Origin of the sequence: Streptomyces sp. NPDC091972 (assembly GCF_044756385.1) — a bacterium.
Taxonomy (GTDB): domain Bacteria; phylum Actinomycetota; class Actinomycetes; order Streptomycetales; family Streptomycetaceae; genus Streptomyces.
In genome coordinates, this window is record NZ_JBIVSV010000004.1 from 644,438 (window position 1) to 665,374 (window position 20,937).

Genomic DNA, 20,937 nt, shown 5'->3' on the forward strand with positions numbered 1-20,937 from the left:
CACGCGGTCAAGCGGGCGCGAAGCGCACCTTCGCCGGGCTCGCGGACGTGCCCGGGTCCGACTCCACGACCTTCACCCGCAGCCGCTCCCCCAGCGACAGCCCCTCCCCGTCGATCCGGCCGATCACCGCCGGTGTCTCCAACTGCACGGTCCCCACCGTCGGCCGGTGTTCGTCCAGGTCCACCACGCAGCCGTCGAACACCTCTCCCACCCGGCCCTTCAGCACCGCCGCCTCGACGAGGTCGACGCACGCCCGTTCCACCGCGGCAGCACGCCGGCCGCCCTCGGACATCTCGCGGGGCAGCGCGTCGAAAGCCGCGAGCACCCACTCCGGCACCGGCTCCCCCGCGACCGCCGCCAGGCAGATCTCCGACGCGTACCGGTCGACCAGGCGGCGCAGCGGGGCCGTGCAGTGGGCGTAGGGGGCGGCGACCGCCGCGTGGGTGGTGAGGGGCGGCACCTCGCCGTCCCGGAAGACCGTGTAACCCGCACCCCGCAGCAGCGTCGTGCACTCCTGGAGGAACGCCGCGTGGGACGGGGTCCGCGGGTCCAGGGAACGGATCAGCGCCGCGTACGAGACGTGGTGCGGCCAGTCGATGTGCAGGGCGGTGGCGGTGCGGCGGAGGCGGCCCACCGCGCCGTCCGGGGCGGCGGGGAGCGTGCGGAGCACACCCGTGCCGTACGCGAGCATCAGGTCCGCCGCCGCCATGCCCGTGAGCAGGGAGATCTGGGCGTTCCAGCCGTCGGCGGGCAGCCCGGCGCGGTACATGAGCTCGTACGTGCCGTTCCGCTCCACGATCTCCTGCTCGGGGACCCGTAGGGAGATGCCGCCGCGCTCGACCTCCAGCCGTTCCCGCAGCTCGCCGACCTCCTTCAGCAGAAGAAGCGGCTCCTCCGCCGTACCCGCGTCGATCTCCCGCTGCACGTTCTCGTAGTCGAGCTTGGCCCGGCTGCGGACCAGGGCGCGGCGGACCTCGGCCGCGGTCGTACGGCCTTCCGCGTCGAGGTCGATCGTCCACAGCGCGGCCGGGCGGACCTGGTCCGGGAGGAGGCTCGCGGCGCCCTCGCTGAGCAGCGGCGGGTGCAGCGGGACCCTGGTGTCCGGGAAGTACAGGGTGAGCACGCGGCGGTGGGTCTCCGCGTCCAGGGCCGATCCGGGTACGACGAAGGCGGCGACGTCGGCGATGGCGTACCGGAGGCGGTAGCCGGTGCCCCGGCGGGAGAGGTGCATCGCCTGGTCGAGGTCGGTGGAGGCGGGCGGGTCGATGGTGAAGAGGGGGATGTCGGTCGCGTCGACGTGAGCCCCTGGACGAGGGGGCCGCTCGGCCTCGGAAAGGACCTCCGGCGGGAAGTCCGAGGGCACGTCGAGTTCGCTGCGCAGGGCGGCGAAGGCGGTCCGTAGCGGGACGTCGGTCACACGTATGCGGCGGCGGGGCATACAGCGAGGGTAGGCAGATCCGGCCCCGTACGCTGTCCGGAGCTCAACAGAAGGAGATGTTCCGTGCTGGTCCTGCTGCCTCCCTCCGAAGGCAAGGCGTCCTCCGGTCGTGGTGCCCCGCTGAAGCTGGAGTCGCTGTCGTTGCCGGGGCTCCACGAGGGCCGGGAGGCGGTCCTCGACGCGCTCGTCGAGCTGTGCGCCGGGGACGAGGAGAAGGCACGCGAGGTGCTGGGCCTGAGCGAGGGGCTGCGGGGCGAGGTCGCGAAGAACGTCGAGCTGCGGACCGCGGGGGCGCGGCCCGCCGGGGAGATCTACACGGGCGTCCTGTACGACGCCCTCGACCTGGCCTCCCTCGACACGGCCGCGAAGAGGCGTGCGGGGCGTTCGCTGCTGGTGTTCTCGGGGCTGTGGGGAGCGGTCCGACCGACCGACCGGATCCCGTCGTACCGCTGCTCGATGGGGGTGAAGCTGCCCGGGCTCGGGGCGCTGGCCACGCACTGGCGTACGCCGATGGCCTCCGTCCTCGCGGAGGCCGCCGGGGACGGGCTCGTGCTCGATCTGCGGTCCTCCGCCTATGCGGCCGCGTGGAAGCCGAAGGGGGAGATCGCCGAGCGGACGGCGACCGTGCGGGTGCTGCACGCGCCGACCCGGAAGGTCGTCAGCCACTTCAACAAGGCGACGAAGGGGCGGATGGTGCGGAGTCTGCTGGCGGCGGGGGTGGCTCCGAAGGGGCCGGCCGAACTGGTCGAGGCGCTGCGGGAGCTCGGGTACGTGGTGGAGGCGTCGGCGCCCGCGAAGGCAGGGCAGGCGTGGGCGCTGGATGTGCTGGTGGACGAGATCCACTGAGTGGCATTGCGCAGGGTGCAATGACCTTTGCGCAAGGTGCAGCACTTGGCCATGATGACGTCATGGCCTCCTCCTCCCCTGCCCCCAGCCCCGCCTCCTTGCTCGACCTCGCGCCCGTCGTCCCCGTCGTCGTGGTCCAGGACGCCTCCGACGCCGTACCGCTCGCCAGGGCGCTGGTCGCCGGCGGGCTGCCCGCGATCGAGGTGACCCTGCGGACGCCCGTCGCGCTCGACGCGATCCGCGCGATCGCCGGGGAGGTGCCGGACGCGGTGGTGGGGGCCGGGACCGTCCTCACGCCGGAGCAGGTCCGTGACGCGGTCGCCGCCGGCTCCCGCTTCCTCGTCAGTCCGGGCTGGACGGACGTACTCCTGGAGGCGATGCGGGGGGCCGGGGTGCCGTTCCTGCCGGGGGTGTCGACGGCCTCGGAGGTCGTGGCGCTGCTGGAGCGGGGAGTGACGGAGATGAAGTTCTTCCCGGCGGAGGCGGCGGGCGGTACGGCGTATCTGAGGTCCCTCGCCGGGCCGCTGCCGCAGGCGCGGTTCTGTCCGACGGGCGGGATCGGTCCCGGTAATGCCCCCGAGTACCTGTCCCTGCCCAACGTCGGTTGCGTGGGCGGGACGTGGATGCTCCCGGCGGATGCGATCACCGCGCGGGACTGGGCGCGGGTCGAGAGGCTGGCCCGCGAGGCCTCCCACCTGGGACGGCTACGGGCGCAGGTGTGAGGTGTCGTTGAGGAGCCGCACGCTCGCGTTGCCGTCGGCGTAGTACGCGACGACCGACATGGACGCCGCCGAGAGCTCCATGCGGAACAGGGACTCGGGCGGGGCACCGAGGGCCAGGCGTACGAACGTCTTGATCGGGGTGACGTGGGTGACGAGCAGGACCGTGCGGCCCGCGTACGCCGCCACCAGCTTGTCCCTGGTCGCCGCGATCCTGGTCGCCGTGGCCGCGAAGCTCTCGCCGCCGCCGGTGGGCCGGGCCTCCGGGTCGGACAGCCAGGTGGTGAGGTCGTCCGGGTAGCGCTCGCGCACCTCGCCGAAGGTGAGGCCCTCCCAGGCGCCGAAGTCGGTCTCGATCAGGCCGTCCTCGACGGTCACCTCGATGCCGAGCCGGTCGGCCACGGCGGCGGCGGTCTCCCTGGTGCGGGCCAGGGGCGAGGTGACGATGTGCTGGATCGTGCCCCGCGCGGCGAGGGCTTCGGCGGCCCTCACCGCCTGTTCCCTGCCGATGTCGGACAGGGACGGGTCGGTGCCGCCGCTCCCCGAGAACCGCTTCTGGGGCGTGAGCGGAGTCTCCCCGTGCCGCAGGAGCACGAAGGTGGCCGGAGCGCCCATATCGGCCGGGGCCCAGCCGGGACCGGCGACAGCCTTGGCGGCACGTACGTCAGCCTCGGCCTTGGCGGAAGTCACCCCGGAAGCACTCTCGGCGGAGGACGGCTTCCGGAGCGAACGCGCGGAACCCCCCGAGTCCATCGCCTCGTTCGCCAGCCGGTCCGCGTGCTTGTTCTGCTCGCGCGGGATCCACTCGTACGTCACCCGCCCCGGCGGGAACACCCGTCCCGCCTCCAGGGCGAGCGGCTTCATGTCGGGGTGCTTGATCTTCCAGCGCCCCGACATCTGCTCGACGACCAGCTTGGAGTCCATGCGGACGTGCACGGTGGCGGTCGGGTCCAGGTCGTGCGCGGCGCGCAGGCCCGCCAGCAGTCCCCGGTACTCGGCGACGTTGTTGGTGACGACGCCGAGGTACTCGTACGTCTCGACCAGCGTCTCCCCCGTCGCCGCGTCCAGCACCACGGAGCCGTAGCCGGCCGGTCCGGGATTGCCCCGCGAGCCGCCGTCTGCCTCGACGATGAACTCCCGCACGCCCGACGCCCCTTACAGGCCGGACTCGGACGTGCGCACCAGGATGCGGCGGCAGTTCTCGCAGCGCACCACGGTGTCGGGCGCGGCCGCGCGGATCTCGTTGATGTCGGTGATGGAGAGCTCCTGGCGGCAGCCCTGGCAGGTGCGCTGGTACAGCTTGGCCGCGCCGATGCCGCCCTGCTGCTCGCGGAGCTTGTCGTACAGCTTGAGGAGGTCTGCGGGCACGGAGGCGGCGATGACCTCGCGCTCCTTGGTCACCGAGGCGATCTCGCCGTCGAGGGTCTCGAAGGCCGCGTCCCGGCGGGCGGTGGCGTCCTCGATCTTCGACTGGACGGAGGCGACCCGGCCGGTCAGCTCGGCCACCCGCTCCTGCGCGGACTCCAGGCGCTCCATGACCTCCAGGACCACGTCCTCCAGGTCGCCCTGGCGCTTGGCGAGGGAGGTGATCTCGCGCTGGAGGTTCTCCAGATCCTTCGGCGAGGTCACGGCGCCGGAGTCCAGGCGCTGCTGGTCGCGGGCGGCACGCTGGCGCACCTGGTCCACGTCCTGCTCGGCCTTGGTCTGCTCGCGGGCGGTGTCGCTCTCCTCGGTCTGGGCGGCCACGAGCAGGTCGCGCAGCTGGGTGGCGTCCTTGGTGAGCGACTCGATCTCGGCGTGCTCGGGCAGGCTCCGGCGCTTGTGGGCGAGCTGCTGGAGGCGGACGTCGAGGTCCTGGACGTCGAGGAGTCGGATCTGGTCGGCGGGCGCGGCGTTCAGTTGGGGGCTCCAGGTGAAGGGGAGTGGCTGGTCCAGGGGTCGGTGACCGTCTTGGAGACGTGCACGCGCAGGTTCCAGCCGTGGCGGTCGGAGATCTCGTCGAGCTGGGCGGCGGCCAGCTCGCACCAGGGCCACTCGGTGGCCCAGTGCGCCGCGTCGAGCAGCGCGAGGGGACTGTGGGCCCGGGCCTCTGAGACCGGGTGGTGGCGCAGGTCCGCGGTGAGGAAGGCGTCGACGTCGGCCGCGCGGACCTGGTCGAAGAGGCTGTCGCCGGAGCCGCCGCTGACGGCGACCGTGCGGACGGTGGCCTCGGGGTCGCCGGCGACGCGGATGCCCTGGGCGGTGGCCGGCAGGCGTTCGGCGGCGCGCGCGGCGAGCTCGCGGACGGTCGTCGGGGGGTCGAGCTCGCACACCCGGCCGAGTCCCCGGCGCCCTTCCGGGTCCGTCGGGTCCGGCACCAGCGGCCCGGTGACCCGCAGGTCGAGCGCGCCCGCGAGCGCGTCCGAGACGCCCGGGTCGGCGGTGTCGGCGTTGGTGTGGGCCACGTGCAGCGCGATGTCGTTCTTGATGAGGGTGTGCACGACCCGGCCCTTGAAGTGCGAGGCCGCCACGGTCGTCGTGCCGCGCAGGTAGAGGGGGTGGTGGGTGACCAGCAGGTCGGCGCCCAGCCGCACCGCCTCGTCGACGATCTCCTGGACCGGGTCGACGGCGAAGAGGACCCGAGTGACCTCCTGGTCGGGGTCGCCCACGACGGTGCCGACCGCGTCCCAGGACTCGGCCCGCTCGGCGGGCCACAGGTTCTCCAGCGCGGCGATGACTTCAGACAGACGGGGCACGGGGAAAGGCTACCTGCCTGGTCCGCCCCGCTGAACCTGAGTCGCCGACGCCCGTCCCGCTCAGCACAGTCGCCCCGTTCTCCTCAGGCGAATCGTTCCTGGGCCACCCCTTTGTGTGAAGCCGGAGTCCGTCCGTCCCACGCCCGTGCGTACGAAAACTAGTTTCGTCGCCGGAGGTGACCGGACGATGACGGCCTGTGCCATCGAACCCGCGGCGGCGAACGACGAGAACGGCGAGAACGGGGACGGGGAGACCTCGCGGACGGAGCGCGCGATCACCGGGGACGGGGACGAGCCCGGCGTCACGCAGGTGCGGCCGGATCTCGTGATCACCGTCGACGGCTCCTACGCGGCCCGCCTCGCCCGGGACGGCGACTCCTGGTTCCCGGAGCGCTGGACCCTGGACGGCCCCGAGCCCTACGCCGTGCCGCTGCCCGGCAACCAGCCCGAGGAGCCCGGCACCGAGGTGCAGCCGATGGCCGACGGGCGGGTGCTGATCAGGCGGTTCGCGGACGGGCGGCACACCTTCTCGCTGCTCTACCCGACCGGGCCCCGCACCGGCGAGCTGCCGCTGGGCGCGGTCGAGTGCCCGGAGCAGGGCACGGTCCTGCGGCTGCTGCCGCCGGCGCCGGGCGGTGAGAAGGCGTACGCCCTCGCGGTGGGCCCGCGCTCCAGTGCCGTGTGGCTGGTGGCGGGCGGCGCCTTCGGGCCGGAGCATCTCGCGGAGGTCCCGGGGCGCTGTTCGGGCGGGGTGTGGCTGGACCGGGCCGGGCGGATGCTGGCACTGGACCGGGAGACGGGCGGGCGGACCAAGGCGGTGGTGGTCGATCTGGAGCGGGGCGGGGAGGTGTCGCCGCTGCTCCAGATCGCCGACGGCAGTGACGACCGGCTGCTGCTGGCCGACCCGGACAGCGGACTGCTGCTGATCTCCTCGGACGCGCCGTCGCCGGGGCGGCCGCGGCTGGGGTGGGGGGTGCTGGGCAGCACGCTGCCGGTGCGTTTCCCGGAGTGCCTGCGGGTGCCGGACTGTTCGGTGACGCCGTTCGCGATCCAGCCGGGGCAGGTGCTGGTGCCGGAGAGCTGCGGGGTGGCGCTGCGTGTCGACGGCCCGATGGGCAGTTGGGTGGGCGTGTGGCGGCCGGCCGCCCGGCAGGTCCAGCACCTTGCGGCGCCCGAGGGGTGGCAGGCGGGTGCCGGGCTGTGGACCGAGGACGGCGAGCTGCTCCTGCCGTACGTCACCGCGGACACGCCGTGCGGGGTGGCGCGGTGGGCGGCGGCACCGGGGAACGGGGCCCTCACCGGGGAGGCGGAGGGCCCGGGGGGAACGGGGGAAGCGGGGGGCACGGGGGCGGGGGACGCGGGCCCGGGGGGTTCGGAGGGCGTCGGCGGTACGGCCGCGCGGGCGCCCGAACCGGACCCTCCGGAGCCTGTCGTGGCCCGTCCTGTGCCGTTGCAGCAAGCCCCGTTGGGCAATCTTGTAACGAAGTAGTGCCGGTTGGCCGGGCCGCCTGGATTCGCCCCGTGGTGCGCCCGTTAAACTCCCTCCGCTGTAAAAAAGATCATGTTGACGGGGTGAATTACTTCCATGAGCGACGCCAGCACGAACCAGTCGACTGCCGACGTCCAGGAGTCCACGGGCCACGGTAGGCACCGGGGTCCGGTCTCGGTCCAGGACAGCGAGACGGCCCCGCGTGGCCGTCACCGCAAGTCGGTCGAGCAGACCGAGGCCGCGGCCTGAGGGCAGACGGCGAGACACGGCCCTGTCTTCCGTACGGGAGGCAGGGCCGTTGCGCGCCTACTCCCTTCTGAAGCCCAGGACTTCGGCCGCCGCGAAGGTCTCCCCGGCGGGCCGCCGCGCGAAGTGCGGGGTGAGCAGTGCGTCCAGTTCGTCGTAGCTGAAGGTGTCCTGCTTGCTGTCGAACTTGGCCTGCACCCGCGGCCGTTCGACGACGGCGACCATCCCTCCGTGTACGACGAGGAGCTGGCCGTTGACGCGCTCGGCGGCGGGCGAGGCCAAGTAGCCGACGAGCGGGGCGACATGCTCGGGAGCGAGGGGGTCGAGACCCGACTCGGGCTGTTCCGGACCGGTGAAGACGTCCTCGGTCATCCGGGTGCGGGCGCGCGGGCAGATGGCGTTGGCGGTGACGCCGTACTTGGCGAGGGCGAGGGCCGTCGAGGTGGTGAGTCCGACGATCCCGCCCTTGGCCGCCGCGTAGTTGGGCTGTCCGGCGGACCCGGCGAGGAACGCCTCGGAGGAGGTGTTGACGATACGGCCGTACACCGGCCCGCCGGCCGCCTTGGACCGCTCCCGCCAGTGCGCGGCCGCGAACCGGGTGGTGTTGAAGTGGCCCTTGAGGTGGACCCGGATCACCGCGTCCCACTCGCCCTCGGTCATGGAGAAGACCATGCGGTCGCGCAGGATGCCCGCGTTGTTGACGAGGATGTCGAGCCTGCCGAACTCGGTGATCGCCAACTCGGTCAGTTCACCGGCCTGTTGGTGGTCGGCCACGTCCCCGGTGTGGGCGACGGCCTGTCCGCCCGCGGCCCGGATCTCCTCGACCACCCGCTCGGCGGGGCCCGCGGAGGCCTCGCCGGAACCGTCCCGGCCGGGTTGGCCGTAGTCGTTGACGACCACGGCGGCGCCGAGCCGGGCCAGCTCCAGCGCCTCGGCCCTGCCGAGCCCCCGGCCGGCCCCGGTGACGACCGCCGCGAGCCCTTCGAGTGGTTGCGTGGACATCCCGGTGCTCAGATCTCGATGCACGTGCGCAGGGAGGTGCCCGTGCGCATCTGGTCGAGCGCCTCGTTGATCTCGCTCAGCGGCACCCGGTGGGTGATCAGGCCGTCCAGGTCGACACGGCCGGCCCGCCACAGGGCGATGGTCCGCTCGTAGGAGCGCAGTACGTCCCCGCCGCCGTACAGGGAGGGCAGGATGCGCTTCTCGTCGAAGAACAGCTCGAACATGTTGAGCTGGAGGTTGTCGTCCATGGCGCCCGCGCCGACGACCACGAGGGTGCCGCCGCGCCGGGTGGTCTCGTACGCGGTCCGCGCGGTCGCCGCCTTTCCGACCACCTCGAAGACGTAGTCGAAGCCCTCGCCGGCGGTCACCTGCTGCTTGGCGTCGGCGAGTTCGTCCGGGGAGACGGCCCGGGTGGCGCCGAACCTCAGGGCGGCCTCGCGGCGCGCGGCGACCGGGTCGACGGCGACGATCTCGGCGGCGCCCTTGAGGCGGGCGCCCTGGATCGCGGAGATGCCCACCCCGCCGCAGCCGATCACGGCGACCGACGAACCGGCCTCCACGTCCGCGGTGTTGAGGGCGGCGCCGAGGCCGGTGGTGACCCCGCAGCCGATGAGGGCCGCGATGTCGAAGGGCACGTCGTCGGGGATCGGCACCGCGCAGCCCGCGTCGACGACGACCTCCTCGGTGAAGGTGCCGGTGCCCGCGAAGCCGAAGACGTCCCCGCCGGGGCGCCGGAAGTTGGGGGTGCCCGCGTTCATGAACCCGGCCAGGCACAGCTCGGTCTGGCCGCGCTTGCAGGCGGGACATGCTCCACAGGCGGGCAGCCAGCACACGACGACCCGGTCGCCCGCCTTCAGGTGACCGACGCCCTCGCCGACTTCGACGATCTCGCCCGCGCCCTCGTGGCCGGGCACGAACGGCGCGGGCTGCGGGAGGACCCCGGCCATCGCGGACAGGTCGGAGTGGCACAGTCCGGTGGCCCGTATCCGGATGCGCACCCTGCCGGGTCCGAAGCCCACCGCCTCGACGTCGTCGAGGACCTCGAGCTTTTCCTGGCCGATCTCGTGCAGTACGGCTGCGCGCATGGTGCGGGCTCCCCTCGTACGGCGTTCTGGGTTCAGGAGTGTTCGACGACGGTGTCGGCGAGGACGGGGGCGTCCTCGCGCTCCACGGCACTGACGGCGACCCGCACGGACTCCGGCGTGTGCCACATCCGGATCCGCAGGGTCTCCCCCGGGTACACGACCCCGGCGAACCGGGTGGCGTACGACCGCACCCGGGTCACGTCCCCGCCGAGCAGGGTGTCGACGACCGCCTTGAGCGTGATGCCGTAGGTGCACAGCCCGTGCAGGATGGGCCGTTCGAACCCGGCGAGCTTGGCGAACTCGGGGTCGGCGTGCAGCGGGTTCCAGTCGCCGGAGAGGCGGTAGAGCAGGGCCTGGTCCTCGCGGACGGGGCGCTCCACGGTCCGGTCGGGGTCGCCGGCGGGCGGGTCCAGGCGCGCGGAGGGGCCGCGGTCGCCGCCCCAGCCGCCCTCCCCCCGTACGAAGATCTGGGCGTCGTTGGTCCACAACGGGCCCTCGGTGTCCGCGACTTCGGTGCGCATGACCAGGACGGCCGCCTTGCCCTTGTCGTACACGGCGGCGATGCGGTGGGTGGCGGTGGCGGTGCCCTGGACGGGGAGCGGGCGGTGGACGACCAGCGACTGGCCGCCGTGCAGGACCTTGGCGAGGTCGACCTCGACGCCGGGCATGGACAGCCCGCTGATCACTCCCGGCGATCCGGAGCCCGCGACCGTGGCGAAGCTCGGCAGCACGTGCAGCCGGGACTCGAGGGTGTAGCGCAGTTCGTCGGGGTCGGTGGCGGGGTTCTCCTTGTCGGGGCGCGAACCCGCCCCGATGCCCAGGTGGTAGAGCTGGACGTCCTTGGAGTTCCAGGAGATCTCGCCGGTCCGGGGTTCGGCGGCGAGGGCCTTGGCTGCGTCGATGGGCATACGGCTCCTGACAGGGGCTCGGTCAAGACCTCGGTACGGCCGTCCGCACCGTCGGCCGCACCGAGGTCGTCGCGGGCCGATCTAGAACGCGTTCCAGTCCGGCGCCCTCTGTATAGCCGAGCCCGACGCACTTGTGAAGGCTCCTGACGGTGTGTCAGGTGAGCCGGTTCTGGGGGGCCGGGCCCGTGACATTTGTCCTGCCGGATTCCGTACAGGCGCATCTGCCGGGAGGGCGGGGACGGTTCGTAGCGTCGTGGGTGTGCGTCGCTACGTACGCTGTCCTGTCGTCCCGGCCGCACGCCGGGAGCCTCTGAGCGGAGGAACGGTCATGTCCTGGTCGCGCAAGCCGTCGTGCCGGGTGGACGAGGGTCGCGAGGCACGGCATCAACGGTACGAGGTCCACCAGCAGGCGGGGCTGGGCAGCGGGTTCGGGCTGCTGCCGTGGCTGCTGATGGGGATGGGCGCCTTCTCCAACCTCTTCCAGGGCGAGACCCCGAACCCCTGGATCGGCGGCCTCGGATTGCTCACCTTCAACTCGCTCTACGTCTACGTCGCCTTCCGCGCCTTCCGCAAGGAGACCAGGGAGGCGGCCTCCACGCGGGTGGCGCTGGTGCTGATGGGGCTGGTGACCTGCGGTCTGGCGATGGGGTACGGCGGCAACTGGCTGCTGTTCTTCCCCCTGTTGGGGCTCGCGACGGGCGCGGTCGTGCGGCTGCCGCACCTGCGGTGGGCGGGGGCGGTCGTGACCGTGGTCGCCGGCGCGGCCGCCGTCCTCAGGGACGGCTGGGGCGGACTCGACACCGCGTACGCCACCTGGATCTCCACGATGGTGACGGCGGCGATCATGTCCCTGTCCGAAGCGGTACGGCAGTTGCGCCGGGCCCGCGAGGAACTGGCCCGGCGTGCGGTGGAGGAGGAGCGGCTGCGGTTCTCCCGCGATCTGCACGACCTGCTCGGGCACACGCTGTCGGTGATCGTGGTGAAGTCGGAGGCGGCCCGGCGCCTGGCCCCGCGCGACCTGGACGCGGCGCTCGGGCAGGTCCGTGACATCGAGTCGGTCGGCCGCCAGGCGCTCACCGAGATCCGCGAGGCGGTGACCGGCTACCGCGAGGGCAGCCTCAGCGCGGACCTCGACCGGGCCGCCTCCGCCCTGCGCGCCGCGGGCATCGAGCCGGTCGTCCACCGCTCCGGCCCCCCGCCCACCGCCCGGACCGAGACCCTCCTGGGCTGGGTGGTCCGCGAGGCGGTCACCAACACGATCCGCCACAGCGGAGCACGGCACTGCGAGATCTCCGTACGGGCCTCCGCGGAACGGACGACACTGCGCGTCTGGGACGACGGTGGGGGGACGGTGACGGGGGCGCGCCTTGTCGAGGGCGACGGTGGGGGGACGGCCGTAGGGGCGCCTCTTCCCGAGGCCGACGGCACGGAACCGGCTTCGGCGCTGCCCACTCCGCGCCTCGGCGGCACCGGCCTCATCGGCCTCGCGGAGCGACTGGCGGCGGCGGGCGGGCGGCTGGATGCGGGGCCGGGGGCACGGGGTGGGTTCGTGGTGCGGGCGGAGTTGCCGACGGAGTCGGGGGAATCGGTGCGGGCCGATGAACCGACGGAGACCGTCGACGGGCCCCGGATCAGCGGGACGAGCCGATGACGGGCGCCCACGCTCGCCCACGTGGAGCGAGCGCGTCCGCGCACCAGAAGCGGACCTCTGTCACCCGTCGTCCGCCGCCGCCCGGCCTCCGGGACCGCCCACCGGCCCCGCGCGGGCGGGCCGCCGAACGGGCCGTTCCTCGCGAGGAGCGTGCACGTCCGCGCAGCGCAAGCGCACCCCGCCCCACCACCTCGCGTCCTACCCTTGGCCCGTGAACGAGATGCCCCGGGATCGCCGGACCGCCAAGTCCATCCGCGTGCTGCTCGCCGAGGACCAGGGCATGATGCGGGGGGCGCTCGCGCTGTTGCTGGGGATGGAGCCGGACATCCAGGTCGTGGCGCAGGTCGGGGACGGGGACGCGATCGTGGACGCCGCCCTCACGCACCGCCCCGACGTGGCGCTGCTCGACATCGAGCTGCCGGGGATGAGCGGTCTGGACGCCGCCGCCGAACTGCGCGACCAGGCGCCGGACTGCCGGGTGCTGATCCTGACCACCTTCGGACGGCCCGGCTATCTGCGCCGGGCCATGGAGGCCGGTGCCGCCGGTTTCCTCGTCAAGGACGGTCCCGTCGAGGAGCTGGCCGCCTCGATCCGGCGGGTGCTGACCGGTGAGACCGTGATCGACCCCGCCCTCGCCGCGGCCGCCCTCAGCGCCGGTCCGAACCCCCTCACCGCCCGTGAGTGCGACGTCCTCCGGGCCTCCGCGGACGGCGCGACCGTGGCCGACGTCGCCGACCGGCTCCACCTCTCCGAGTCGACGGTCCGCAACTACCTCTCCGCCGCCATCGGCAAGACCGGCACCCGCAACCGGACGGAGGCGGTACGAGCGGCGCGGCAGCAGGGGTGGCTGTGAGCCCCACCGCCCGCCGGCCGAGCGGCCCTCACCCCGCCGCAACCTTCCTCGGCAGCCACACCAGCATCAGCACGACCGCCAAGGCCAGCACCCCCGTCCCCGCCCGGAACGCCAGCGCGTACCCCTCCGTCAGCGCCTGCGGCGAGTCCGCGCCCGCCGTCCGGGCCGCCGCGAGCGTCGACAGGACCGCGAGTCCGAGGGAGCCGCCCATCGTGCGCGAGGTGTTGACCAGCCCCGACACCAGCCCGGCCTCCCCCGGCGCCGCCCCGGACGTGGCCAGTGAGGCGAGCGGGGTCGAGGCGAGACCCGCGCCCAGCATCATCAGGATCCCGGGACCCATGATCGAGGTGACGTAGGCGCCGTCGGCGGTCATCGTCGACTGCCAGCCGTACCCGGCCAGCGAGACGAGCGTGCCCAGGGCCGCCACCCGGCGCGCCCCGAGCCGGTGCATGAGACGGGGCGCGAGCTTGGAGCCGAGCACGATCGCCAGTGAGCTCGGCAGCATGGAGAGTCCGGCTTGGAGCGGGGTGTACCCGAGGACGTTCTGGGCGTAGAGCGTGATGAAGTACCACGTGCAGAACAGGGCCCCACCGCTCAGGAACATCGCCGCGTTCGCCGAGGCCACCGCCCGCACCCTGAGCAGTCCGAGCGGCATCAGCGGGGCCGCCGTACGCGCCTCGACGAGCAGGAACCCGCAGATCAGCACCGATCCCAGCGCCAGCGGGACCAGGGTGGCGGCCGCCGTCCACCCCTCGGCCTCGGTCTGTGAGATGCCGTACGCCAGGACCGCCAGTCCCGCTGTGACCAGCAGCGCTCCCGGAAGGTCGAGGCGTCGGCGGACCCCGCCCCGGCTCTCGGTCAGCCAGAGCAGCGAGCCGAGCAGGACCACCGCGCCGACCGGCACGTTGATCAGCAGCACCCAGCGCCAGGACAGGGTGTCGACGAGGAGTCCGCCGAAGAAGCCGCCGGCCGCTCCGCCGCCCGCTCCCACGGCCGTCCAGGTGGCGATGGCCCGGGCCCGGGCGGGCCCCTCGGGGACGGCCGAGGTGACGATCGTCAGGGTCGCGGGGGCCAGCACCGCCGCGCCGAGGCCCTGCACGGCGCGGGCGCTCAGCAGTTCGCCGCCCTGCTGGGCGAGGCCGCCGGCGAGCGAGGCCACCGTGAACAGCCCGAGGCCGACGAGGAACATCCGCTTGCGGCCGTAGAGGTCACCGGCCCGGCCGCCGAGGAGCATGAACCCGGCGAAGGCGATGGCGTAGGCGTTCACGACCCACTGGAGGCCGGACTCGCTCATGCCCAGGTCGGCGCGTACGGACGGCAGCGCCACGTTGACGACGGACACGTCGAGGACGACCAGGAACTGGCCCGCGCACGCGAGCGCCACCACCAGCCAGGCGGGGGGCGCGGAGCGGACACGAGGGGGTCTGCGGGTGGCGTCAGGGGCTTCGAGCATGACGGTCATGGTCTCAACCCGGTGCGACTTCCCCAAGAGAATATAAAGAAATCGTTAGTACGCCGAAGCATCGGAATAGTTGCCCATGCATACGTAGTTCATCCCACACGTAAGCCGATCTTCCAGGCCCGGAGGCCTCCCTCACATGACGCACACGCCGACCGACCAGCCCACCCGGAGAGCGTCCGGCGCTGTCGTCCCGGTGCTCGCCTTCGCGGGCATCGTGGTCGCGGTGATGCAGACCCTGCTCGTCCCGGTCATCAAGGACCTGCCGCAACTGCTGGACACCGAGCCCAGCAACGCCACCTGGGTCCTGACGTCCACCCTGCTCTCGGGCGCCGTCGCCACCCCCATCATGGGCCGCCTCGGCGACCTGTACGGCAAGCGCCGCATGCTGATCGCGAGCCTCGCCGTGATGGTGGTCGGCGCCCTGGTCAGCGCGTTCACCAGCACCCTGCTCCCCATGATCGCGGGCCGCACCCTCCAGGGCTTCGCCATGGGCGCGATCCCCCTCGGCATCGGCCTGATGCGCGACATGCTGCCCCGCGAGAAGCTCGGCTCGGCCATGGCCCTGATGAGCTCCTCGATCGGCGTCGGCGGCGGACTCGCGCTGCCGCTCGCGGCCCTGATCGCGCAGCACGCCGACTGGCACGCCCTCTTCTACGGCGCGGCCGGCCTCGGCGCCCTCTCGATCGTCCTCACCCTCCTCGTCGTACCCGAGTCCCCGGCGCGCGCGGAGGGCACCTTCGACGTCCTGGGCGCGCTCGGCCTCTCCACCGGCCTGGTCCTCTTCCTCCTGCCGATCACCAAGGGCAGCGACTGGGGCTGGACCTCGGGCACCACACTCGGCCTGTTCGCCGCCTCCGCGGTCGTCCTGGTGCTGTGGGGCGTCATGGAGCTGCGGGTGAAGGCCCCGCTGGTCGACCTGCGCACCACGGCCCGTCCGGCGGTCCTCTTCACCAACCTGGCGTCGATCATGGTGGGTGTCTCCTTCTACGTCGTCTCGCTCGTCCTTCCCCAGCTGCTCCAGCTCCCGAAGGCGACCGGCTACGGCCTCGGCCAGTCGATGGTCGTCGCGGGTCTGCTGGTCGCCCCGCTGGGTCTGACGATGATGTTCACGGCGCCGGTGTACGCCCGCCTCTCCGCCAAGTACGGCCCCAAGTTCACCCTCATCCTCGGCATGCTGGTCATCGCCATCGGCTACGGCGCCGGCCTCGGCCTGATGAGCGCGGCCTGGCAGAGCCTGGTGATCGCGGTCGTCCTGGGCGCGGGCATCGGCCTCGCGTACTCCTCCCTCCCCGCCCTGATCGTCGGTGCGGTCCCGGCGTCGGAGACGGGCGCGGCGAACGGTCTCAACACGCTGATGCGCTCCATCGGTACGTCCGTGTCGAGCGCGGTGATCGGGATGGTGCTGGCGAACACGGCGGACCACGTCGGGGGCGTCGCCGTCCCGACCATGCACGGCTTCCGGGTGTCGTTCCTCATCGCGACCGGCGCGGTGGCCGTCGGACTGCTCATGGCGCTGTTCCTGCCGAAGGCGAACCGTGCGCCGCAGCTCCGCGCGAGCAGCGAGGAGGAGGCGAACCTGGAGCGCGCCGAGGAGGTGCTGCGGGGCTTCCGGGGCCGTGTCCTGGACGCGTCCGGTGCCCCGGTGGCCCGTGCCAAGGTCACGCTGATCGACCGGCGGGGCCGGCAGGCCGGGTCCACTCTCTCCGACGACGACGGCACCTACGTCCTCACCGTCCCGGCCCAGGGCGCCTACGTCCTCGCCGCCCGCGCCACCGGCCACGGCCCCCTGGCCTCCTCGGCGACCCACACGGGCGACGCCCGCACGGTCGCCCTGGACCTGGCCCTGCCGGGCGAGACGATCAAAGCCTGACCGCTCCCCCAGGGGACCGGTGACGGCAGGCGGGCCTCGAGCCCTACCCCTTCCGGGGCCCAGACGCATCGCACCCCCGCCCCAAGTCCGGGACGGGGGTGCGATGTGGGTGGGAACGGCCGGGGGCCGGTGGCGAGGGAGCGGCGCCCGCCAAGAGGGCCAACGGCCGGCTGGGACACTCACGGCGACCGACGGAGTCGGCTGACGCGAGGACGGCCGGGAACCGGTGGCGAAGAGGCCACGCACGCCAGAAGGGCCAACGGCCGACCGAGGCGACGTACGGCGACCGACTCGGGGGCGGCAGGGGTGGCCGGCGGTCCGCGGGCGCCGGGGCGACGGCTGATCGACGCGCCGCGACGCCGGTACGGCCGGCTGGCGTCCCGCCCCCGGCAGACGACCGCCCCGCTCAGCCTCCCCTCACCTGCACAGGACCGAGGCGCCCGTCACCCCGCCCGGCTCGTCCCCTTAGGCTTCCCGTGCCGGACGACTGGAAGGAACACCCCATGGCCGTGGCCCCCAAGCCCGAGATTCTCGCCGCCTTCGAGGCTGCCAAGGGGTTCATGCCCCTGGGGGAAGGGCTGGCGCTCTACGAGGCCGCGCTGGAGGCCGGGCGGCTCGGGCTGCCGCTGCTGGAGGTCGGTACGTACTGCGGCCGGTCCGCGATCCTGCTGGGGGACGCGGCCCGCGAGGCCGGCGTGGTCGCGCTGACCGTCGACCACCACCGGGGCAGCGAGGAGCAGCAGCCGGGGTGGGAGTACCACGACCCGCAGACCGTGGACCCCGAACTCGGCGTGATGGACACGCTGCCGACCTTCCGCAGGACGCTGTACCGGGCCGGGCTGGAGGAGCACGTGGTCGCCCTGGTCGGGCGGTCGCCGCAGATCGCGAAGGTCTGGGGCTCCCCGCTCGGCCTGGTCTTCGTCGACGGCGGCCACACCGACGAGCACGCGAACGCCGACTACGAGGGCTGGGCACCCCATGTGGCCGAGGGCGGGCTGCTGGTCATCCACGACGTGTTCCCCGAGCCGGAGGACGAGTTCACCGGCCAGGCGCCCTACCGGATCTACCTGCGGGCCCTCGCCTCCGGCGCCTTCACGGAGATCTCCGCGACCGACTCGCTGCGGGTGCTGCGGCGGACGCGGGCGGGGACCCCGGAGCAGGGTTAGAGTCGCAGACGTGTCGTACGCAGGCCCTGAATTCGGTTCCCCCCGGCCCCGCCGTCCCCGTCGCCCCCTGACGGTCGCCCTCGCCGTGCTCGTGCCGGGCGCGCTGCTCGGGTGGCTGGTGTACGAGGGAGTGGGCGGGGCGGCCGACGGCAACGGGACGCACGCCGCGGCGAGTGGGCGGGCGAGCGCTCCGCCGGCCGCCTCCTCCACCACCGCCGAGGACAAGAAGCCCCTCTCCTCGCTCCAGGGCAAGGTCGTCGTCATCGACCCCGGGCACAACGTCACCAACTTCCGGCACCCGGCCGAGATCAACCGCAAGGTCGACATCGGCACCCACCGCAAGGAGTGCGACACCACGGGGACGTCCACCAACTCCGGTTACGCGGAAGCCGAGTTCACCCTCGACGTCGCCCACCGGCTGCGCACCCTGCTGGAGGGGAAGGGCGCGACGGTGAAGCTGACGCAGGACGGCGACCGGCCCTACGGCCCCTGCGTGGACGAGCGCGCCAGGATCGGCAACAGCGCGAAGGCCGACGCGGTGGTGTCGATCCACGCGGACGGCGCCGGCGCGGGGCAGCGCGGCTACCACGTGATCCTCCCGGGCCGCGTCCACCAGGGCATCGCCGACACCCGCCGGATCGTCGCGCCCTCCGCCGAACTCGGCGAGCTGGTCGCGCACGACTTCGGCCGCGTGACGGGCACCGCCCCCTCCAACTACATCGGCGACGGCACCGGCCTGGACACCCGCACCGACCTGGGCGGCCTCAACCTGTCAAAGGTTCCCAAGGTGTTCATCGAATGCGGCAACATGCGCGACAGCAAGGACGCGGCCCTGCTCACCAGCGGGGCCTGGCGCCAGAAGGCCGCGCAAGGAATCTCTGCGGGAATCGTGAGTTTCCTGCGCGGGTGAGGGTCGGCGCGTGGATCCCGCCGTACGCTCCGGCCGCCCGGACGATAGGGTCTACCGACGACGAGACGACCTACGAAGGACTTGAAGTGAATATCCGCTCCCTCACTCGAGGCGACGGCGTGGTGATCGGTGCAGCGGTGTTGCTGTTCATCGCGTCGTTCCTTGATCTGTACTCGGTCGACGGAGCCCCCGACGACGCCGACCTCCCCAGCGCCTGGGCGAGCGGTCCGGTCGTGATGGGGGTTGTGCTCGCGGGCATCATCGGCGCCGCCCTCGTCGTCGTGTCACGCGGCATGCAACTGCCCAAGCCGGCGGGGCTCGACCTCGGCCAGGTCGGTATCGCCTTCACGATCTTCGCCGCCTGGAGCGCCCTCGGCAACGTCTTCGATCCGCTGAGCGCCGCGGACTACGGCTCCAGTTCGGACACCGTCAGCGCCGGCATCGGTCTGATCCTCGCTCTCGTCGCCACCTTGGTCATGGCCGCGGCCGCCGTCGCCACGCCCCTCGTCCCCGCTCTGCAGGCCGGCCTCGTCCCGGCCCCCAAGCCGCCCCAGCCGCAGCCCTACGGCGCCCAGCCGCCCGGTGGTTACGGCTACCCGGGCGCCCAGCAGCCGGGTCAGCAGGGTCAGCAGCCGTACGGCGGTCAGCCGCAGCCGGGGCAGCCCTTCGGCGCGCAGCCGCAGCAACAGCCGTCGGCCCCGCAGCCGCCGGCCGCGGAGTTCTCGCCGTTCTGGTTCGCCGTGCCGGTACCGCGCCCGCTGTTCGCGGAGGACGGTTCGCCGACGCCGATCGCCGAACTCGCCCCGGGCACCTGGTACCTGGCGGTCGAGCAGCGGGGTCAGGGTCTGGTCGCCCAGACGCAGGACGGCCGTCGTGGTGTGCTCCAGGACACGAGCGGCATCCAGCGCGGCTGAGCCCTTCGAGGTCGTAGGACGGCCCCTCGCCCTTCCGGGCGGGGGGCCGTTGCCGTACATTCGCGAGCGGTTCCCGGAGAGCTGACGTACCGTCAGGAGGCGTTGTGCGACTCGGTCTTGCGCTCGGCTACTGGGGCCGTGGCCCCTCCCCCGGCCATGTGCCGCTGGCCCAGGAGGCGGAGCGGCTCGGCTATGACTCGGTGTGGACGGCCGAGTCGTGGGGGTCGGACGCGTTCACCCCCCTCACCTGGATCGCGGCGCAGACCTCAACGATCAAGCTGGGTACGGCGGTTGCGCAGATGGCGGCCCGTTCGCCCACCACGACCGCCATGCACGCCCTGACCCTGGACCACCTCTCCGGCGGCCGGGTCATGCTCGGGCTCGGCCTGTCCGGGCCGCAGGTCGTCGAGGGCTGGTACGGCCGGCCGTTCCCCAAGTCGCCGCTGACCGCCACCCGGGAGTACGTCGACGTCGTACGGCAGGTGCTGAGGCGGGCGGCGCCGGTCGAGGTGGACGGGCGTTTCCACCCGTTGCCGTACCGGGGCGCGGACGGCACGGGTCTGGGCAAGGCGCTCAAGCCGATCACCCATCCCCTGCGCGCCGATCTGCCGGTCCTGCTGGGCGCCGAGGGGCCGAAGAACATCGCCCAGACGACGCGGATCGCCGACGGCTGGCTGCCGTTGTACTGGTCACCGGACCGGCCCGAGGTGTACGAGACCTCGCTCGCCGAAGCGCCGGAGGGCTTCCTCGTCGCACCCATGGCCCAGGTGCGGGTCTGCGACGACGTGGCCGAGGGACTGCTGCCGGTCAAGACGATGCTCGGCTTCTACATCGGCGGGATGGGCCACGCCGCGCGCAACTTCCACGCCGATCTGATGGCCCGTATGGGGTACGAGGAACAGGCGCGCAGGATCCAGCGGTTGTTCCTCGAAGGCCGTCGCGAGGAGGCGGTGCTGGCCGTGCCGGACGCGTTCGCCGACGAGATCTCCCTGGTCGGCCCGCGTCAACGCATCGCCGAGAAGCTGGAGTCGTGGCGCAAGGGGCCGGTGACGGACCTGCTGGCGCTGGCCCCGGACCGGCAGTCGCTGCGGGTGCTGGCGGAGCTCAACGCGTGACACCAGGTTTCGCCCGGGAATTCGCGGCCATTCGAACAACATGTCCACTCATACGCGACGTGGTGCCAACTCAGCCGGGACGGTCATAGCGGTCGTCGCCGACATCATGGCCCTCATCCTGGGCCTGTGGATCCTGATGTACCTGCTGGACGCCAATCGTGGGAACGACTTCGTGCAGTTCATCCACGACGCCGCACGCTGGCTGGCCGGCTGGTCCTACGACCTGTTCACGTTCGACGAGGCATGGGCCCGAGTAGTGGCCGGCTACGGCCTCGCAGCGGTGGTCTACCTCTTCGTGGGCCACGCCATCGCCAACAGGGCTCACCGTCACTGACGCGTTCCGAAGGGGCGCGGGGCCGTACCGGTCGGGGGGGGGGGCCCGGGGGGGGGCCGGCCCCGGCGGCCCCCCCCCCCCCCCCCCCCCCCCCCCCCCCCCGGGCCCGCCCCCCCCCCCCCCCCACCACACCCCCCCCCCCCCCCCCCCCCCCACCAAGAAAACCGCGACACACAAACACAAAAAAGCCGCCA

Annotated in this window: 20 protein-coding genes; 12 read left to right on the plus strand and 8 right to left on the minus strand. The window is 72.9% G+C overall.

The genetic code is table 11. The features are described 5' to 3' along the window. Positions 1–7: 7 nt before the first annotated feature. Positions 8–1,438, minus strand: a complete 1,431-nt coding sequence (locus tag ACIQJT_RS15515; RefSeq protein ID WP_402643613.1) for an RNB domain-containing ribonuclease — start codon at positions 1,436–1,438, stop codon at positions 8–10. A 63-nt stretch (positions 1,439–1,501) separates the two neighbouring features. On the opposite strand from ACIQJT_RS15515, the gene yaaA reads away from it, so the two are divergent. Further along, on the plus strand, positions 1,502–2,284 hold the full coding sequence (gene yaaA / locus ACIQJT_RS15520; RefSeq protein WP_402643615.1) for a peroxide stress protein YaaA: 783 nt from the start codon (positions 1,502–1,504) through the stop codon (positions 2,282–2,284). A gap of 62 nt (positions 2,285–2,346) precedes the next feature. Continuing rightward, complete coding sequence (gene eda / locus ACIQJT_RS15525) at positions 2,347–3,006, plus strand: bifunctional 4-hydroxy-2-oxoglutarate aldolase/2-dehydro-3-deoxy-phosphogluconate aldolase (RefSeq protein ID WP_365450989.1); 660 nt, start codon at positions 2,347–2,349, stop codon at positions 3,004–3,006. Here the strand turns inward: eda and ACIQJT_RS15530 are convergent. Genes ACIQJT_RS15530 through ACIQJT_RS15540 form a run of 3 tightly spaced genes read right to left on the minus strand, consistent with a single transcriptional unit; the run spans position 2,989 to position 5,738 of the window. Continuing rightward, positions 2,989–4,146: a bifunctional RNase H/acid phosphatase gene (locus ACIQJT_RS15530; protein ID WP_402643618.1), complete on the minus strand. Its 1,158-nt coding sequence runs from the start codon at positions 4,144–4,146 to the stop codon at positions 2,989–2,991. The genes eda and ACIQJT_RS15530 overlap by 18 nt on opposite strands. Before the next feature lie 12 nt (positions 4,147–4,158). Beyond that, a complete protein-coding gene (locus tag ACIQJT_RS15535) occupies positions 4,159–4,902 on the minus strand; it encodes a zinc ribbon domain-containing protein (protein ID WP_086724494.1) in 744 nt (247 codons plus the stop codon). Beyond that, positions 4,899–5,738: a Nif3-like dinuclear metal center hexameric protein gene (locus ACIQJT_RS15540; RefSeq protein ID WP_402643621.1), complete on the minus strand. Its 840-nt coding sequence runs from the start codon at positions 5,736–5,738 to the stop codon at positions 4,899–4,901. Before ACIQJT_RS15540 ends, ACIQJT_RS15535 begins: the two co-directional genes overlap by 4 nt. A 187-nt stretch (positions 5,739–5,925) precedes the next feature. On the opposite strand from ACIQJT_RS15540, the gene ACIQJT_RS15545 reads away from it, so the two are divergent. Together ACIQJT_RS15545 and ACIQJT_RS15550 are read left to right on the plus strand one after the other, a co-directional pair. Further along, the gene (locus ACIQJT_RS15545) at positions 5,926–7,227 is read left to right on the plus strand and encodes a hypothetical protein (protein ID WP_402643624.1); all 1,302 of its coding nucleotides are present in this window, start codon (positions 5,926–5,928) and stop codon (positions 7,225–7,227) included. Positions 7,228–7,323: 96 nt separating this feature from the next. Then, positions 7,324–7,476, plus strand: a complete 153-nt coding sequence (locus ACIQJT_RS15550) for a hypothetical protein (protein ID WP_365117301.1) — start codon at positions 7,324–7,326, stop codon at positions 7,474–7,476. A 57-nt stretch (positions 7,477–7,533) separates the two neighbouring features. On the opposite strand, the gene ACIQJT_RS15555 is transcribed toward ACIQJT_RS15550, so the two are convergent. From ACIQJT_RS15555 to ACIQJT_RS15565, 3 genes are read right to left on the minus strand one after another with little or no spacing between them, the layout of a single operon-like run. Then, positions 7,534–8,475: a 3-oxoacyl-ACP reductase gene (locus ACIQJT_RS15555; RefSeq protein ID WP_402643627.1), complete on the minus strand. Its 942-nt coding sequence runs from the start codon at positions 8,473–8,475 to the stop codon at positions 7,534–7,536. 8 nt (positions 8,476–8,483) lie between these two features. Further along, the gene (locus tag ACIQJT_RS15560) at positions 8,484–9,560 is read right to left on the minus strand and encodes a Zn-dependent alcohol dehydrogenase (protein ID WP_402643629.1); all 1,077 of its coding nucleotides are present in this window, start codon (positions 9,558–9,560) and stop codon (positions 8,484–8,486) included. Positions 9,561–9,592: 32 nt separating this feature from the next. Beyond that, positions 9,593–10,468 carry a MaoC/PaaZ C-terminal domain-containing protein gene (locus tag ACIQJT_RS15565; RefSeq protein ID WP_402643631.1) on the minus strand — a complete coding sequence of 292 codons (876 nt, stop codon included), beginning with the start codon at positions 10,466–10,468 and terminating at the stop codon, positions 9,593–9,595. A gap of 328 nt (positions 10,469–10,796) precedes the next feature. Between ACIQJT_RS15565 and ACIQJT_RS15570 the strand changes: the two genes are divergently transcribed. Both ACIQJT_RS15570 and ACIQJT_RS15575 read left to right on the plus strand, forming a co-directional pair. Then, positions 10,797–12,119, plus strand: a complete 1,323-nt coding sequence (locus ACIQJT_RS15570) for a sensor histidine kinase (RefSeq protein ID WP_402643634.1) — start codon at positions 10,797–10,799, stop codon at positions 12,117–12,119. A gap of 220 nt (positions 12,120–12,339) precedes the next feature. After that, a complete protein-coding gene (locus ACIQJT_RS15575; RefSeq protein WP_402643727.1) occupies positions 12,340–12,972 on the plus strand; it encodes a response regulator in 633 nt (210 codons plus the stop codon). Between the two features lie 28 nt (positions 12,973–13,000). Here the strand turns inward: ACIQJT_RS15575 and ACIQJT_RS15580 are convergent, their stop codons facing one another. Then, entirely contained in the window at positions 13,001–14,434 is a 1,434-nt protein-coding gene (locus tag ACIQJT_RS15580; RefSeq protein WP_402643637.1) for a DHA2 family efflux MFS transporter permease subunit, read from the minus strand. Between the two features lie 136 nt (positions 14,435–14,570). On the opposite strand from ACIQJT_RS15580, the gene ACIQJT_RS15585 reads away from it, so the two are divergent. The 6 genes from ACIQJT_RS15585 (at position 14,571) to ACIQJT_RS15610 (ending at position 20,743) form a co-directional block, all read left to right on the plus strand. Further along, complete coding sequence (locus tag ACIQJT_RS15585; RefSeq protein ID WP_365450971.1) at positions 14,571–16,304, plus strand: MFS transporter; 1,734 nt, start codon at positions 14,571–14,573, stop codon at positions 16,302–16,304. A 503-nt stretch (positions 16,305–16,807) separates the two neighbouring features. Continuing rightward, complete coding sequence (locus ACIQJT_RS15590; RefSeq protein WP_402643640.1) at positions 16,808–17,470, plus strand: class I SAM-dependent methyltransferase; 663 nt, start codon at positions 16,808–16,810, stop codon at positions 17,468–17,470. Positions 17,471–17,480: 10 nt separating this feature from the next. Beyond that, a complete protein-coding gene (locus tag ACIQJT_RS15595) occupies positions 17,481–18,380 on the plus strand; it encodes an N-acetylmuramoyl-L-alanine amidase (RefSeq protein ID WP_402643643.1) in 900 nt (299 codons plus the stop codon). Between the two features lie 86 nt (positions 18,381–18,466). Further along, positions 18,467–19,294, plus strand: a complete 828-nt coding sequence (locus tag ACIQJT_RS15600) for a hypothetical protein (RefSeq protein WP_365450965.1) — start codon at positions 18,467–18,469, stop codon at positions 19,292–19,294. A 104-nt stretch (positions 19,295–19,398) separates the two neighbouring features. Continuing rightward, positions 19,399–20,409 (plus strand): LLM class F420-dependent oxidoreductase, encoded by a 1,011-nt coding sequence (locus ACIQJT_RS15605; RefSeq protein WP_365450963.1) that lies wholly within the window; start codon positions 19,399–19,401, stop codon positions 20,407–20,409. 40 nt (positions 20,410–20,449) lie between these two features. Beyond that, the gene (locus ACIQJT_RS15610) at positions 20,450–20,743 is read left to right on the plus strand and encodes a hypothetical protein (protein ID WP_028810033.1); all 294 of its coding nucleotides are present in this window, start codon (positions 20,450–20,452) and stop codon (positions 20,741–20,743) included. The last annotated feature ends 194 nt before the right edge of the window (positions 20,744–20,937 follow it).

What these genes read in the sequence shown, in the direction of transcription:
- ACIQJT_RS15515 (WP_402643613.1), bottom strand. Translation starts at nt 1,438, where the DNA reads ATGCCCCGCCGCCGCATACGTGTGACCGACGTCCCGCTACGGACCGCC.
- eda (WP_365450989.1), top strand. Translation starts at nt 2,347, where the DNA reads ATGGCCTCCTCCTCCCCTGCCCCCAGCCCCGCCTCCTTGCTCGACCTC.
- ACIQJT_RS15545 (WP_402643624.1), top strand. Translation starts at nt 5,926, where the DNA reads ATGACGGCCTGTGCCATCGAACCCGCGGCGGCGAACGACGAGAACGGC.
- ACIQJT_RS15550 (WP_365117301.1), top strand. Translation starts at nt 7,324, where the DNA reads ATGAGCGACGCCAGCACGAACCAGTCGACTGCCGACGTCCAGGAGTCC.
- ACIQJT_RS15555 (WP_402643627.1), bottom strand. Translation starts at nt 8,475, where the DNA reads ATGTCCACGCAACCACTCGAAGGGCTCGCGGCGGTCGTCACCGGGGCC.
- ACIQJT_RS15560 (WP_402643629.1), bottom strand. Translation starts at nt 9,560, where the DNA reads ATGCGCGCAGCCGTACTGCACGAGATCGGCCAGGAAAAGCTCGAGGTC.
- ACIQJT_RS15565 (WP_402643631.1), bottom strand. Translation starts at nt 10,468, where the DNA reads ATGCCCATCGACGCAGCCAAGGCCCTCGCCGCCGAACCCCGGACCGGC.
- ACIQJT_RS15570 (WP_402643634.1), top strand. Translation starts at nt 10,797, where the DNA reads ATGTCCTGGTCGCGCAAGCCGTCGTGCCGGGTGGACGAGGGTCGCGAG.
- ACIQJT_RS15575 (WP_402643727.1), top strand. Translation starts at nt 12,340, where the DNA reads ATGCCCCGGGATCGCCGGACCGCCAAGTCCATCCGCGTGCTGCTCGCC.
- ACIQJT_RS15580 (WP_402643637.1), bottom strand. Translation starts at nt 14,434, where the DNA reads ATGACCGTCATGCTCGAAGCCCCTGACGCCACCCGCAGACCCCCTCGT.
- ACIQJT_RS15585 (WP_365450971.1), top strand. Translation starts at nt 14,571, where the DNA reads ATGACGCACACGCCGACCGACCAGCCCACCCGGAGAGCGTCCGGCGCT.
- ACIQJT_RS15590 (WP_402643640.1), top strand. Translation starts at nt 16,808, where the DNA reads ATGGCCGTGGCCCCCAAGCCCGAGATTCTCGCCGCCTTCGAGGCTGCC.
- ACIQJT_RS15610 (WP_028810033.1), top strand. Translation starts at nt 20,450, where the DNA reads ATGTCCACTCATACGCGACGTGGTGCCAACTCAGCCGGGACGGTCATA.